The sequence below is a fragment of the Brevibacillus sp. WF146 genome, from assembly GCF_001673705.2.
Lineage (GTDB): Bacteria > Bacillota > Bacilli > Brevibacillales > Brevibacillaceae > Brevibacillus > Brevibacillus thermoruber.
Genome location: NZ_CP109943.1, coordinates 2,339,326 through 2,353,267, shown reverse-complemented (window position 1 = coordinate 2,353,267; position 13,942 = coordinate 2,339,326). Strand labels below are relative to the sequence as shown.

The window sequence follows — 13,942 nt, the reverse complement described above, 5'->3', positions numbered from 1 at the left end:
GGATTATAGTTGCGCATAACGTTATATTGATTCTGATTTCTATAGTCCGAATTCATATAATGAAATTTGGGTTGCAATAAAATAAGCAAAGGTGTATTGACAGGTATGGTTAATTGATATAACTTGCCCGTTTGGCCCGTGATGTCTTTCGCTTTCCCGGTGTTGTTGGGCCGAGAGGATTGTCAAGCTGATCATCCAAAACGATTAGGAAGGACGAGGCCCCCCTCCCTGTTCCAGCACCTGCTTGGCGAACGCCAGGCATTCACCGCAGATCGCCACGCCCGGCCCGGGCACCAGCTTCTTGACGGCGCGCTCCCCTTTTCCGCAAAACGAGCAGGACCGTTCCTCGGGTGTCGGCTTTCGCCCTGACTCTACAGTTTCGGATTCCCCCTGCAGAGACTGTTCCCGTGCGGCATGCTCCGGCCTCGTCTGCACAGGGGGCGTTTTGGGTCGAATCGCTTGCCGTTCCGCTTGCGGTCCCTCCACGGCCAGATACCTGGCCATGTGCGGAAGCATTGACATGTGTTCCTGGACGCTGCCCGCTCCGCCTTTGGCTATTTCAGCGACAAAGCGGAACGCCACAGCCATCCCCTGCAGGCACTTTTGTTCCAGTGGTGTCGCCGCCTGTTCGCTCAGCCTGAGGGCGTGCCCTTCCAGGTCTTTCATTTCCGCCATGAGCTGCTCCAGCGACGGTCCGTGCTGTCCGTCCGTCGGGTTTCCCATCAGACGACCCTCCTCTTCTTCCGAGATACTCATCACTTCCACTTTTTCTCCGTTTTTCCTGCAAAAAACGGCACCGTTTTCCCGTTTGCCTGCCTGGCAAGGCCTGGCTGTCCCCGGGAAAAGGTGCCGCTCTGTTCAAGACTTCCGCCTGTTCTAGGCCAATTCCTCAAACGCTTCCCGCAGGACGCGGGCGATGAAATCAAGGTCGTCGCTGGTCGTGGAGAACGGCGGGGAGAGCGTCAGGATGTTGTTGAAGCCGGGAACCGTGTCCCCGTTGCGGCCGATGATCAGGCCGCGCTGCTTACAGGCGGCGATCACCCTGGTCAGCTTGTCGGGGGCGGCCGGTTCCTTGGTGGCGCGGTCTTCCACCATTTCGATGCCCATCAGGAAGCCGAAGCTGCGGATGTCGCCCACATGCGGATGATTCTCCAGGAACGAGAGCTTTTCCCGCAGTTCCGCGCCCAGCCGTTCCGCCTTTTCGATCAGCTTTTCTTCTTCCATGATCTCCAGGTTTTTCAGCGCCAGCGCACAGGCCGCCGGATTGCCGCCGAAGGTGTTGACGTGGCGGAAGTGCAGGTTTACCCCCTGCTCGTTGAACTTGTCGGCGATGTCCGCCCGCACCGCCGTCGCCGACAGCGGCAGATAGGCGCTGGTGATCCCTTTGGCCATCGTCACGATGTCCGGCTTGACGCCGAAGTTCTGGTGGCCGAATTTCCGTCCGGAACGGCCAAAGCCGCAAATCACTTCGTCCACGATCAGCAGGACACCGTATTTGTCGCAGATTTCCCGCACTTTCGGCAGGTATTCCGGCGGAGGAACGATCACGCCGCCGCCGGTGATGACCGGCTCCATGATGACGCCGGCAACAGTTTCTTCCCCTTCCCAGTTGATCACCTCGTCAAAGACCTGCGCGCACTCCAGGCTGCAGCTACCGTACGATTTACCGAACGGACAGCGGTAGCAGTACGGCGGCGAGACGTGCAGAAAGCCGGGCGCCAGCGGCTCGTATTTCTGCTTGCGGATCGATTGGCCGGTCGCCGCCAGCGCTCCCATCGTATTGCCGTGGTAGGCGCGGTGGCGGGAAATGAACTTGTACCGGCCGGGCTGGCCGTTCTGGTGGTGGTACTGGCGGGTGATTTTGAACGCCACTTCGTTCGCTTCCGACCCGCTGTTGGAAAAGAAGACGCGGTACTCGCCGCCCAGCCATTCGCTCACTTTTTCCGAGAGCTTGATCGCCGGCACGTGGCTTTGCGTCAGCGGGAAATAGGCGAGCGATTTCAACTGCTCGTAGGCCGCCTCCGCCAGTTCCTCCCGACCGTACCCGATGTTGACGCACCACAGGCCGGACATCCCGTCCAGATACCGGTTGCCGTCGATGTCGGTCACCCAGGAACCGCTCGCCTCGGTGACGATCATCGGGTTGGGGTTATACGGGGACATGTGGTGCCACATGTGGGCCCGGTCTTTTGCCAACAGCTCTTCCTTGTCATGGATTTGCGTCTGCTGCTCTTGGGACATCTGCCGTTCCTCCTCTCGCTACTTCACGAACACTTTCTGCGACCCGATGGCGGTATCGCCGTCGTCAAACCAGCGGGACGTCACCGTCTTTTTCTTGGTGTAAAACTCGACGCCGTCCTTGCCGTTGGCGTGCAGGTCGCCGTAGAACGAATGCTTCCAGCCGGAGAAGGCGAAGAAGCCCATCGGCGCGGGAACGCCCACGTTGACGCCGACCATGCCGGCCTCGACGCGCTGGACGAACTCCCGTCCCCATTTGCCGTTGTTGGTGTAAATGGTGGCGCCGTTGCCGAAGCGCGACCTGCTGATGACCGCGAGCCCCTCTTCAAAATCGCTGACCCGCATCACGCTTAACACCGGCGCAAAAATCTCGTCGCGGACGATGACCATCTCCGCGTCCGCCTGGTCGAAGATGGTCGGGCCGAGGAAAAAGCCCTCCGGTTTGGCCTTGGCGTCTTCCCGGCCGTCCCGGACCAGACGGGCACCGGCGGCGATCCCCTTCTCGATGTAGCCGTGCACTTTTTCCAGATGAGCCGGCCGGATCACCGGCCCCAGATCGACGCCGGGCTCCAGTCCGTTGCCCATCTTCAGCGCATCGGACTCTTCGACCAGGTATTGAATCAGTTCGTCGGCGATCTCCTCCACCGCCACGACGGCGCTGGCCGCCATGCAGCGTTCCCCCGCACAGCCGAACGCGGAGCTGACAATCGTTTTGGCCGCGCGGCGCAGGTCGGTGTCAGGCATGACGAGATGGTGGTTTTTCGCGCCGGCCAGCGCCTGCACCCGTTTGCCGTGGGCGGCGGCCGTTTTGTAGACGTACTCGGCGACCGGTTGGGAGCCGACGAACGAAACCGCTTTCACATCCGGATGCTCCAACAGGCCGTTGACGACGTCGTGAGCGCCGTTGACCACGTTGAACACGCCGTCCGGCAGGCCCGCTTCCTTCAGCAGTTCGGCAATCCGGATGCAGGAGAGCGGCGTGCGCTCGGACGGTTTGAGCACAAACGTGTTGCCCGCCGTGATGGCGATCGGGTACATCCACATCGGCACCATCAGCGGGAAGTTGAAAGGCGTGATACCGGCCACGACGCCGAGCGGAAAGCGGATCACCTGACAGTCGATGCTTCTGGCGATATTGGGCAGCGTCTCGCCCATCAACAGCGTCGGCATCCCGGCGGCAAACTCCACCATTTCAATCCCGCGCAGCAGTTCGGCTTGCGCCTCGGGCAGGTTCTTCCCGTTTTCCAGCGTGATCATCCGCGCCAGTTCGTCCTGGTTTTCCCACAGCAGATGCTGGAAGCGGAACATGACGCGCGCCCGCTCCACCGCCGGGGTCTCGCTCCACGCGGGAAACGCCGCCTTGGCCGCCTGGACGGCCATGTCCACGTCGTCTCTGGTCGACAGCGGGACGCGCGACAAAAGCTCGCCCGTAGCCGGATTGGGGATGTCCTCGTAGCGGTCGGACTGGGATTCCACCCACTCGCCGGCGATGTAGTTCTTCAGTTTGGGTCCAACGGTCGTCGTGCTCATTACATCAACTCCTTGCCATTCGTTTGATAGTTCCATCTTATCTGAATATTTTACGCAGCATCACTAGACAAACTGCCAGTAGTTGGGTAGTATTCATCATACAGACTGTCAAGAGGAGGGGAAGCATGAACAACGACTGGCGTCTCACCGTGGCCGATGCCGTCAGACGGCCGCTGTTTCGCGACGCGGAGGTGGTGGCCGGCAGCCGCGGATTGTCCCGTCCCATCCGCTGGGTCCACGTGCTGGAAGCCGCCGACACCTGTCAGTTCCTCAACGGCGGCGAACTGATCCTGTCCACCGGTCTCGGCTTCGGCGAGGCCAAAGAGAAACGGCTGGCCTACCTGTCCGAGCTGATCCGCCGCAAAGCGGTCGGCCTCTGTATCGAGCTGGGCGCCTACATCCCGCACGTGCCCGATGACATGCTGGAACTGGCCGACCATCACGACTTTCCCCTGATCGTGTTTCACCAGCCCGTCCGCTTCGTCGACATCACGCTCGATCTCCACGAACATCTGATCAATCGGCAGATGCAGGCGCTGCGCAACCTGGAGTCCTACTCGCGCGGCCTGCAGCAGTTGAGCCTGCAGGCGCAGGGCATTTCCAAGCTGCTGCAGCATTTTCAGGCGGCCGTGGGGACCCAGGTGTTTTTCTACTCACCGGAAGCGCCCCCACAATTTGTGCCGCCGCTCCCGCAGACCGTCCAGAGCGAGCTGGCGTCCCTGATGCGCTCCGCCTTTCCGGCGATTCCCTCGGCGGAAGCGGGCAACGGCGTCCTCGCCCTGTCCGACAAAAAGCGCATCATCTACCAGCCGGTGACCGCGATGGGCCACCTCCTGGCGTACCTCGGCCTGATTTTGTACGAACGGGAAGCGGACGAGTACCTGCTGCTCACGCTGGATTACACCGTCAGCGCCCTGGCCCAGGTCCTGATGCGCCGGATGTTTGCCGAAGAGCAGGCGCTGGCGACGGAGAACCGGCTGTTTGACGACCTGATCGCCAACCGTACGCTGACGGAAGAACAGATTCGCGCGCTGCTCGGACTGGCCGGCACAGGCAAAACGCCCGTCTACCACACCCTGCTCATGTCCCTGCGGCGTGACGGCGACGAGCACGCCTCTCCCCTGCCGCCGCACGAACTGACCGGCGTGTTCCGTTCGCTCCTCGCGCGGCTGGGCTTTCGCCCGTTTATCCGCTGCAAGGGCAGCCGCTTTTACCTGCTTGCGATCGGCCCGTACGGAGCAGCAGACGCCCGCCGCTCCCTCGACAAGGCGATGGCCGAGATGAGACGGGTCTGCCGGCAGGTGATGGGCGCCGACACGGAAGTGCTGTTCGGCGTCAGCCGTCCCGGCGTTCGGCTGGCGGAAGCGGGCAGGCACCTGGCCGAGGCGGAACAGGCGCTCGCCTTTCAGCACGATTCCCCCAGCCCCTACTTCGCCGATCTCGGCCTGTTCCGTCTGCTCTTTCACGTCCCCCACGATTCGGTGTTGAAACCGTTCATCAACGACTACCTGGGAGCGCTGATCCGCTACGACGAAGAGCACGGCACACAGCTCGTCCACACGCTGCGCGTCTACCTTGATTCCAACCTCTCCAAGCAGGAGACCGCCACCAAGCTCTACATTCACCGCCAAACCTTGTATCACCGTCTGGAAAAGATCGAAGAGTGCCTTCCGCCCGACTATGCTCTCCCGCACTACCGGCTTTGTCTCGAAATTGCCCTCCGTGCCCACGAGTGGCTGAACGGGGAACGACCGCTGCCCCCTTCCCGTCCGGACGAACAAACGGCGCGTCCGTCACGCTGACGTGACGGTACGCGCCGTTTGCTGGGGTGTCTGTTTGGTTATCCGTATCGACATCAACGGGAGCGGGACGGGTAGGTCATTTGCAAGCGATACCGCGCCAATTTGCCTTCTTCCAGTTGAATGACGATTCGATACGGTCCGGGTTCGGCCATCTCCACCGTCAGCGTTTCGGGGTTTTCCTCGTCGTCGGTGGAGCCGATCAGATTGCCGTCACCATCGTAGACGTACAGATCGAGATCGGCATCGCCGTCCCATTCCGCGGTCACGTTCAATTCACCCGCCTTCTTGGCCTGAATCCAATAGGTGTGGTCCCTGTTTTTTCGTGACTTTTCGATCAGTCTCCCCGTTTTGACGACCGTTTGCCAATTGTCGGACACCAGTTCGCCGTTGGCCGCCAGGGCGTACGGCTGCGGCCCCATGGGCACGTTGTAGCCCTCCACCGTCACCGTGTAGACGCCTTCCTCGGGATGCTTGATCCAGACCTGCTCCACGTTGTTGAGGTTGTCCACTTCGTCGTCGTAGGGGTAGTGGAAAAAGTCGTTGCCGTTCAAGGTCTCGCCGCTTGGCGTGACCACTCGCAGGTTCAGGTTGTTGACCAGGGTGCGCTCGGCCGCCAGGGAAGCCGGATAATCCGTCCAGGCCAGGGTGATGGCCAACGGTTGGGAATCGTCCGTCACGTTGAGGCGGTACGTGGCCACGTCCCCTGTTTTCAGCCCCTTTTTCTCATCCACAAAGCCCGTCTCGATCGCACGCCGCAGGTTGGCTCGTCCGAACCCCTGCACGCGCATGTCTTCGTTCAAATCGTCGGCGCCGCTGATGAGCATCGCCTTGATCAATGCCCCGCTCGGATTGTCGACTCCGTTTTCCTGCAGGAACTGACGGACTTGGGCCACGCCGCCGGCCAACACCGGCGTCGCCATGCTTGTCCCGCTGAGATAGGCGTAGAAGGCGTTGAACAGCCCGTGAAAGTTCTCGTCGGGGGCCAAAGAGGAACGCGTGGACAGGATGTAGCTTCCCGGCGCGACCAGATCGGGCTTGAGGCGGCCGTCCGCCGTCGTCCCCCGGCTGCTGAACGCGGCTACCTCGTCCGGGTCGTCCGCCTCGTCTTCATCCAGCTCCGGCCGGTCGTTTTCGGAGGCGCCCACGGCGATCACGTTTTTGGCCGTGGCCGGCGTGCCGATGGTCTCATACCCGTATATCCCCGCGTTGCCGGCCGCCACCAGCGCCGTCATGTCCGGATGTTCCCAGAGAAACTGGTCGAACAAAAACGAGTCCAGGCCGTATTCGCCATCGTCGTCGACGCCCCAGGAATCGGAGTGGATGCGCGCGCCGTCCGCGTAAGCCTCCTCCAGGATGTCACTGACGTCTCCGGCCAGGTATCCGTATTCGTCCAGCATGGAATGGAAGACGAGCTTCGCGTCGGGAGCCATCCCTTTGTACTGGCCGTCTGACGCTTTGCCGGTGCCCACGATCGACCCCGCCACGTGGGTGCCGTGGCCGTCGGGGTCGCTCGCGTCCCCCTTGCGCCCGATGGCGTAGAGCTCTTTCACCCGGCCCTCGAAATCCGGGTGGATTCGGTCAAGATCGCCGGTGTCCAGGCCGCTGTCCGCCACGCCGACAATTTGCCCTTCGCCGGTGTAGCCGGTGGAGGCCAGGTCGTCGGCACGGATGATCGCCGCCGCCCTGTCGTTGCGCTGTTTTCGTTCCGGAACGGGGACCACGGCGATGACCTCGTCGGATTGAATCACCTCTTCCAGACTGCGGCCGCTCAGCCGCGCCATCGAGATGTGGGGGGCCTCTTCCAGGCTTTTCACTTGTTCGGCGTCCCCTTCTTCCACGATCCGCCTCAAGGTGCGCCCCATGTCTACGCCGCGGTCAAACCCGATGACCGCCACGTCCACGTCCGCCCGCTTGCCGAGGGTGGAGCGCAGCGTCGGAGACACCTTGGAGACGGGGTGAAACGGGAGCACGTTCCTGACGAACGACAGCTTTTTCAGCGCCCGCTGCGCTTTCTCCCCGTCCACCCTGGCAATGAACGCGTAATCGGGTATGTAGTCCCCCAGGGTCACGCCCAGGTCCTCTACCTGTTCCTTCCACTCTTCTTCCACCGGACCGTCAAACTGCACCACGACCAGCTCCGTGCTTCGTTTCTGCGACGTTTGGGAAGCGAGCGAAAGTCCCTCCTTCGCCTCGATCGCCAGACTGCCCTTGCGCCCTGTTTCCCGCTTGGCGCTGGCCGGCAGTTGACCGATCATCAGAGATACGACCAGTGTCGCGGACAGTGCCGCATGCCATTTCAACCGCAAAGAATAAGCACCCTCTTCCCATCACTCCATAATGTTTCCATTATACGGCAAAATCCGACCATGAAAAAGAGTCTGAATTTCACGTTGAGACAAAGTGAAAAGGATCGAGGCACCCGTTTTCGGCCTCGACCCTCCTGTGACGTGATTGACATCCCCGCACCGACTCGTCATCCTTCGTGGATGGACGTTCCCGACGCCGGTGCGCCATCCGCAAACAACGGCTGAAAATCAACCCATTCCAGACGGCTCAACTGCTCTTTGTCCGGGATGTCCGCGCCCGCCTGCGTCAGCCGGAGCGCCTGGTTTTGCATGGCCTCCTGCAGCAGGTTGTGCACCAGGCGTCCGTTGCCCGCCAGCATCCCCGCCTGGGCCGCTTGGTCCAACTGCTGCCGGATGCGCTTCTCCACATCGCTGTCAAGCCGGTATCCCGCCTGCGCGACCGCCTGCAGCAGCATGCGGGTGAGCTCGTCTGGGGTGTAATCGGGGAAGTGGAGGTATTTTTTGAAGCGGGAGAACAGGCCCGGGTTGCTCGCCAGCAAACGCTGCATCTCCGCCGGATAGCCGGCCAGCACGACCACCAGGTTTTCGCCGTGGCGGGACATTTCCTCCACCAGCGTGTGAATCGCCTCCCGGCCGTAGTCCCGTTCGCCGCCCTCCAAGAGCGCGTACGCCTCGTCGATAAACAAGACGCCGCCCAGCGCTTCGCGGATTTTGCGCCGGGTCAGCGCCGCCGTCTGCCCGACGTAGCCGGCTACCAGATCGGCCCGGCTCGCCGTGACCAGATGGCCCCGTTTCAGGCAGCCGATCTCCTGCAGCATCTCCGCGTACAGGCGGGCGACCGTCGTTTTCCCCGTACCCGGGCTGCCGGTGAAGACGGCGTGCAGTTCGACGGGAACGGTCGGCAGTCCGCAGGCGGCTCGCTGCCGCTGCACCGAGGCAAACGCGGCGATTTTGTTCAGTTCCGCCTTTACCTCGTCCAGGCCGATCAAGGCCGCCAGCTTTTCTCTCGCCGGCTGGTCATCCGGCAAAGTCTCCAGACCGCCGACGTCTTCCGGGTAGAGAATCGTGAAGTCGTCCCACTGCAGCTCGTCCGGTTCGTCGAGACGGCGCCCCTTTGCAAAAATCGCTTCCATCACGATATTGGTCACCGTACGGGCATTGCCGAAGGTGTGGTCCACACGCGCCTGCTCGATTCGCTGCCGCAGCGCCCGCCGCGCTTCCGGCGTGAAGGAAAAATCGTTGCGGCCGGCCACCTGCTCGGCGATCGCCAACAGCTCATCGGTCGTGTAGTCGGGCAAAAGAAAATGACCCGTCTCCGGAAAACGGCTGCGCAGCCCCGGATTCGCGTACAAAAACTGCCGCATCTCTTCCGGATAACCGGCGAGCATCACCACAAACCGGCCGGCGTATTCACCGCCGGTCATCGCGGCCACCAGCGTGTCGATCGCGGCCTGGCCGTAATCGCTGCCGGAGCTGTCAGCCCGCTTCAGGCTGTAGGCCTCGTCGATAAACAGCACGCCGCCGACCGCCCGTTTAACCGCCTCCATCACCCGCTGTTCCGTCTGTCCCACATACGCCCCGACCAGGTGGGAGCGGTCCACTTCCACCACGTCGCCGCGCTCCAGAAGCCCCAGTTCATGATACAGGCGGCCGATCAGGCGGGCCAGCGTGGTCTTCCCCGTCCCCGGATTGCCCATCAGCACCAGATGCAGGGGCAGTTGATCGGCGAGGTGCCAGCCTTTTTCCTCGCGCAGCTTCCGATACCGCAAAAAGCGGGCCAGCTTGCGGACGCGCTCTTTGATTTCGTCCAGCCCGATCAGCCCTTCCAGTTCCTCCAGGGCCGAATGCCCGCCCCCCGGCTTCTCCGCTTTGGCGGATTCCCCGCCGATGGACAGCAGCCGTTCATGTTCTTCCTCTTGGGCCGTCAAGCGTTTGACGCTCTCCTGCAGGGCCGCCAGCAGTTCCGCCGAGTAAAACATGCCCTGCAGCGAGGCCGCATAGGCTTGGGTCCTCTCCAGCATGTCGCCGAGCAGGCGCTCCCGCTCCGCGTACAACCGCTCCACTCCGGCTGCCGCTTGCGCCGCCGTTTCGTCCCCGGCCGCTTCGGCCGCCTCGCGCGCGGCAGCGGCCAGCGCCTGCCATGACGGCAGGGCTTGCAGTTCGGCCTCGGCAGCTTCTTTCAGTTGTTCCGCATGCCGCCTGCGGGTGGCGGCGTTATCCGTTTCGCGGATCAGCGGATAGCTGCCGCCGAGGCGGTGTTCCTGCAGACGGGCCAGGTACAGGCGCACCCGCAGCTCGGCGGACGGCCGGTAGGAAGGGTCCAGGCGGACGGCGCGGGACAGCCATTCCTCGGCCAACCCGTAGCCTCCCCGCTTGTCCAGGCGGAGGGCGGCCAGCCAGGTGAGCACGACCGCTTCCGCCTGGTCGAGCCGTTTGTCCTCCTCCGTTCCGCGACGCTCCTCGATGAGGCGGAGGAGCGGGATCAGCTCTCCTTCCGAGAGCTGGCGAATGTCCGGGGGATGCTCCCGCCACCTCCAAACGGCTTCCAACTGGTCCGATTCTCGCTGCTGCATCGTCGCCCTCTCCTTTTCGTGCTTCTGTGTGTACTCCAGTTGTACCATATTTCAACCTTGGCTGAAAAGGCAAAGGCAGGAGGCACGCCTCTGGCCCACGGCCAAAAAAAGCAGCCTCCCGTCCAAGGAGGCTGCTTGTGTCTGTCGTTGCGTTCCCTACACCTTTACGTTGCCCAATTCCACATCGGCCTTGAAGCGAGCCAGGGCGGCGTCAAACACGTCCTGTTCCGATTCGGCGGCGACCTTGAACATGGTAATCAGTTTGTCGCCGTTGTGCACCTGCACGTTGTACTGCGAATCGCCGTCGTACGTGGCGGCAAACTGGTATGCGCTGCCGTTCACGCTCATGGTTCGTTCCATTTCGGACACACCTCCCGCCATAGTGTATCCGCCGGCGGCCGGCTTCATCCCCGGTGCGGTGCGGTTCGACCGCTCGGGATGTTGGCCCGGCTCGCCACGGGCACAGCGAAGATGGTGGTGCGCTCCGCACGCAGCAGGCGGTCAGGGGCAAGGGCGTCGCCGAGCGTCATGCTGCGCAGGTCGACGATGCAGGCCGGCACGTCGGTGACGCTCACGTATTTGACCGGATGGCGTCGCGCAGGAACCTCACACCGGCGAAAACGCCTGGTAGTCGGTCGGCTGTCGGACGGTGGTGCCATCAGGAAGTTCGACCAGCAGCAGATCGCTCTCCCCCTGGCTGCCCTCCTGCCAGTCAAAGACAAACGCCTGTTTGTCCATCGGCTGGTTTTCATCCAGAACGGCCAGGATCGCGCGCAGCGTGTCGGCCGTCATCGGCACCGGGATGCTATTACCCTGCCGGTCGGGGATGGAGAGCAGCTTCGGCGCCTCTTCAAAATACTGGACGGTATCCAGCAAAAGCGACACCTGCTGCCAGTTCAGCTCGGAGGCAAATCGTTCAAACGGCTTGGCCATGTGCATCATTCCTTTTCATCCGCAGAGTCGTCGAACAGGCTGTACTGGGCCACGGAATTCCCGTCCCGGGGCGTTTCGGCCGGCTCCGCCTCGGCCGACCCTTTCGGGGGTTCCGCCGCTTTTTCGCCTTCGGCCGGCAGGACGGCTTCATAGGCGACGGCTTCCACGCCGCCGGCCACCACGCTGCGGCCCATACCGCCCTGTTCCGTCACGGCCGCCTGTTCGGTCGGCACCAGTACCCACTCATGTTTGTCCGTCAAAGCGTAGAGCGTGTTTTCCACGGTCACCGCCACCACCCGGTGCGGGTTGGTCTTCCGCTTGCGAATCACCTGAACCCCTTTGCCCGCCCGGCCCTGCAGCGGGATGGCGGAGATCAAGGTGCGCTTCACTGTCCCTTCCGCCGTCAGCAGGCTGAACGGCCGCGCATCCTCCGTGTCCGTCGGCAGCAGGGCGACCACCTCGTCGCCGGCCGCGAGCGAAATCGCCTTGACGCCGCTGGACGCGCGGCCGGTCGCGCTCACCTCGCTGCGCAGGAAACGGATGCCCATGCCGTCTTTGGTCACTGCGAGGAAGGCCCCTTCTTCTCCTGCCACGAACGCGGTGACGTACTCGTCTCCCTCCGCTTTCAGCTTGGCCGCCACCAGCGCACCGGAACGGTTTGTCTCGTACTCGGCCAGCGCCGTCCGCTTGATCAAGCCGGAGCGGCTGACGTGATAGACGTAGAGCGGCTGCCTGAAATCTTCCACGATGGCAAACCCGACGATGCGCTGCTGCTTGTCCAGCGGGATGACGTTCACCAGCGCAGTCCCGATCTCTTTCCACTTGTCGTCGGGAATGGCGTTGACCAGCGCGGCAAAATACTTGCCGTCCTGGGTGAAGAACAAGGCCGTGTGGGAGGTGTTGGCCTCCGCAAAATAGCGGACCTTGTCTCCCTCCTTGACGCCGCAGGTCTCGATCGTCCCGCCCATCGACTTGAACGAGCGGGGGCTGGTGCGCTTGATGTACCCTTCGTTGGTCAGCGTCACGACGCAGTCTTCCGCGTTGATCTGCATCGCGATGTCCACCTTGACCTCCTCGATCTCCCCCTGGATCTCGGTCAGGCGCGGCTCCGCGTACTTTTTCTTGATCTCGTTCAGCTCGGCGGTAATCACCTGGATCAGCTTTTTCTCGCTGCCGAGGATCGCCTTCAATTCCTCGATCTCTTTGGCCAGCGCCGCCAGCTCCTTTTCCAGCTTGACGATGTCGAGCCGGGTGAGCGACGCCAACTGGATGGACAGGATCGCGTCCGCCTGTTCCTCCGTGAAGCCGTACTGCTCCATGATGTTCTTCTTGGCGTCGGCCCGGTCCTCGGAATTCATGATTGTCTCCACGATCTGCCGCAGGATCGACTTGGCCCGGATCAGCCCCTGCACGACGTGCTCCCGTCTTTGCTTTTTGTCCAGATCGTACTGGGAACGGCGCGTCACCACGTCTTTCTGGTGGTCGATGTAGGCGGCCAGGAGCTCCTTCAGCCCCATCTGCCGGATCGTGCCTTCGTGGATGACGTTCATGTTGTAGTTGTAATAAATCTGCAGGTCGGTGTTTTTGTACAGGTAGTTGAGGATCGCGTTCTCGTCCGCGTCTTTTCGGATGTCGATGACGATCCGCACCTTCTTCTGCTCCGCCTCTTTGCGGCCGGTCTCGTCGCGGACGGCCAGCGCCCCCTCGATTTTGCGCTCCATCACCAGTTCGTCAATCTGGGCGACCAGCTTCGATTTGATCACATCGTAAGGGATCTCCGAGATGACGATCTTTTTCACCTTGGCGCCTTTTGGCTCCTCCACGTGGCTGCGGCCGCGAATGACAAACTGGCCGCGCCCGGTCTCGAACGCCTTGCGGATGCCGGATGTGCCCTGGACGATGCCGCCGGTGGGAAAGTCCGGCCCTTTGACATGCTGCATCAGCTCGTCCAGCGTGATCTCCGGCTTTTTCATCTGGGCAATCGCCGCGTCGATCACTTCTCCCAGGTTGTGCGTCGGAATATCCGTCGCAAACCCGACCGCGATCCCGGACGCCCCGTTGACCAACAGGTTGGGAAAGCGGGACGGCAGCACGGCCGGCTGCTGTGCCGAGTTGTCGTAGTTGGGGATGAAGGTGACCGTGTCTTTTTCGATGTCGCGCAGCATTTCGTTGGCCAGCGCGGACAGGCGGGACTCGGTGTAACGCATCGCCGCCGGCGGGTCGGCGTCCAGGCTCCCGAAGTTGCCGTGCCCCTGAATCAGCACCTGACGCATTTTCCACCACTGCGCCATCCGCACCATCGTCTCGTAAATGGCGCTGTCCCCGTGCGGATGGTAGGTCCCCATCACGTACCCGACGGTCTTGGCCGATTTGCGGTACGGCTTGTCATGCGTATTGCCCTCCTGGTACATCGCGTACAAGATGCGGCGCTGCACCGGTTTGAGCCCGTCGCGGGCATCGGGGATGGCGCGGGACAGGATGACCAGGTTGGCGTAGTCGCTGAAGCGCTTCCCCATGATTTCCGCGAAGCTCTGTTCGATAATCTGATTGGACAGCATGC

At 62.3% G+C, this 13,942-nt stretch carries 9 protein-coding genes; 1 reads left to right on the top strand and 8 read right to left on the bottom strand.

From position 1 onward, the window contains the following. Positions 1-204 precede the first annotated feature (204 nt). The 3 genes from A6764_RS11645 to A6764_RS11635 form a co-directional block, all read right to left on the bottom strand. Positions 205-723 carry a ClpX C4-type zinc finger protein gene (locus tag A6764_RS11645; protein WP_044898067.1) on the bottom strand — a complete coding sequence of 173 codons (519 nt, stop codon included), beginning with the start codon at positions 721-723 and terminating at the stop codon, positions 205-207. A gap of 153 nt (positions 724-876) precedes the next feature. Further along, positions 877-2,241: an aspartate aminotransferase family protein gene (locus A6764_RS11640; protein ID WP_065066455.1), complete on the bottom strand. Its 1,365-nt coding sequence runs from the start codon at positions 2,239-2,241 to the stop codon at positions 877-879. A gap of 18 nt (positions 2,242-2,259) precedes the next feature. Further along, a complete protein-coding gene (locus A6764_RS11635) occupies positions 2,260-3,768 on the bottom strand; it encodes a CoA-acylating methylmalonate-semialdehyde dehydrogenase (protein WP_044898065.1) in 1,509 nt (502 codons plus the stop codon). A 125-nt stretch (positions 3,769-3,893) separates the two neighbouring features. Between A6764_RS11635 and A6764_RS11630 the strand changes: the two genes are divergently transcribed. Continuing rightward, positions 3,894-5,570, top strand: coding sequence for a PucR family transcriptional regulator (locus A6764_RS11630; RefSeq protein WP_029099109.1), 1,677 nt, complete (start codon positions 3,894-3,896; stop codon positions 5,568-5,570). Between the two features lie 53 nt (positions 5,571-5,623). Here the strand turns inward: A6764_RS11630 and A6764_RS11625 are convergent, their stop codons facing one another. The 5 genes from A6764_RS11625 to parC form a co-directional block, all read right to left on the bottom strand. Beyond that, on the bottom strand, positions 5,624-7,876 hold the full coding sequence (locus A6764_RS11625; protein ID WP_065066456.1) for a S8 family serine peptidase: 2,253 nt from the start codon (positions 7,874-7,876) through the stop codon (positions 5,624-5,626). A gap of 167 nt (positions 7,877-8,043) precedes the next feature. Continuing rightward, on the bottom strand, positions 8,044-10,449 hold the full coding sequence (locus A6764_RS11620) for an AAA family ATPase (protein WP_264622235.1): 2,406 nt from the start codon (positions 10,447-10,449) through the stop codon (positions 8,044-8,046). Between the two features lie 156 nt (positions 10,450-10,605). Then, on the bottom strand, positions 10,606-10,809 hold the full coding sequence (locus A6764_RS11615; protein ID WP_176703218.1) for a hypothetical protein: 204 nt from the start codon (positions 10,807-10,809) through the stop codon (positions 10,606-10,608). Between the two features lie 246 nt (positions 10,810-11,055). Further along, positions 11,056-11,382 carry a hypothetical protein gene (locus tag A6764_RS11610; protein ID WP_035297470.1) on the bottom strand — a complete coding sequence of 109 codons (327 nt, stop codon included), beginning with the start codon at positions 11,380-11,382 and terminating at the stop codon, positions 11,056-11,058. 5 nt (positions 11,383-11,387) lie between these two features. Then, positions 11,388-13,940: a DNA topoisomerase IV subunit A gene (gene parC, locus A6764_RS11605; RefSeq protein WP_065066458.1), complete on the bottom strand. Its 2,553-nt coding sequence runs from the start codon at positions 13,938-13,940 to the stop codon at positions 11,388-11,390. Positions 13,941-13,942 lie beyond the last annotated feature (2 nt).

Coding starts and splice junctions, on each gene's coding strand:
- A6764_RS11645 (WP_044898067.1), bottom strand. CDS start 723: ATGGGAAACCCGACGGACGGACAGCACGGACCGTCGCTGGAGCAGCTC.
- A6764_RS11640 (WP_065066455.1), bottom strand. CDS start 2,241: ATGTCCCAAGAGCAGCAGACGCAAATCCATGACAAGGAAGAGCTGTTG.
- A6764_RS11635 (WP_044898065.1), bottom strand. CDS start 3,768: ATGAGCACGACGACCGTTGGACCCAAACTGAAGAACTACATCGCCGGC.
- A6764_RS11630 (WP_029099109.1), top strand. CDS start 3,894: ATGAACAACGACTGGCGTCTCACCGTGGCCGATGCCGTCAGACGGCCG.
- A6764_RS11620 (WP_264622235.1), bottom strand. CDS start 10,449: ATGCAGCAGCGAGAATCGGACCAGTTGGAAGCCGTTTGGAGGTGGCGG.
- A6764_RS11615 (WP_176703218.1), bottom strand. CDS start 10,809: ATGGAACGAACCATGAGCGTGAACGGCAGCGCATACCAGTTTGCCGCC.
- A6764_RS11610 (WP_035297470.1), bottom strand. CDS start 11,382: ATGGCCAAGCCGTTTGAACGATTTGCCTCCGAGCTGAACTGGCAGCAG.
- parC (WP_065066458.1), bottom strand. CDS start 13,940: ATGCTGTCCAATCAGATTATCGAACAGAGCTTCGCGGAAATCATGGGG.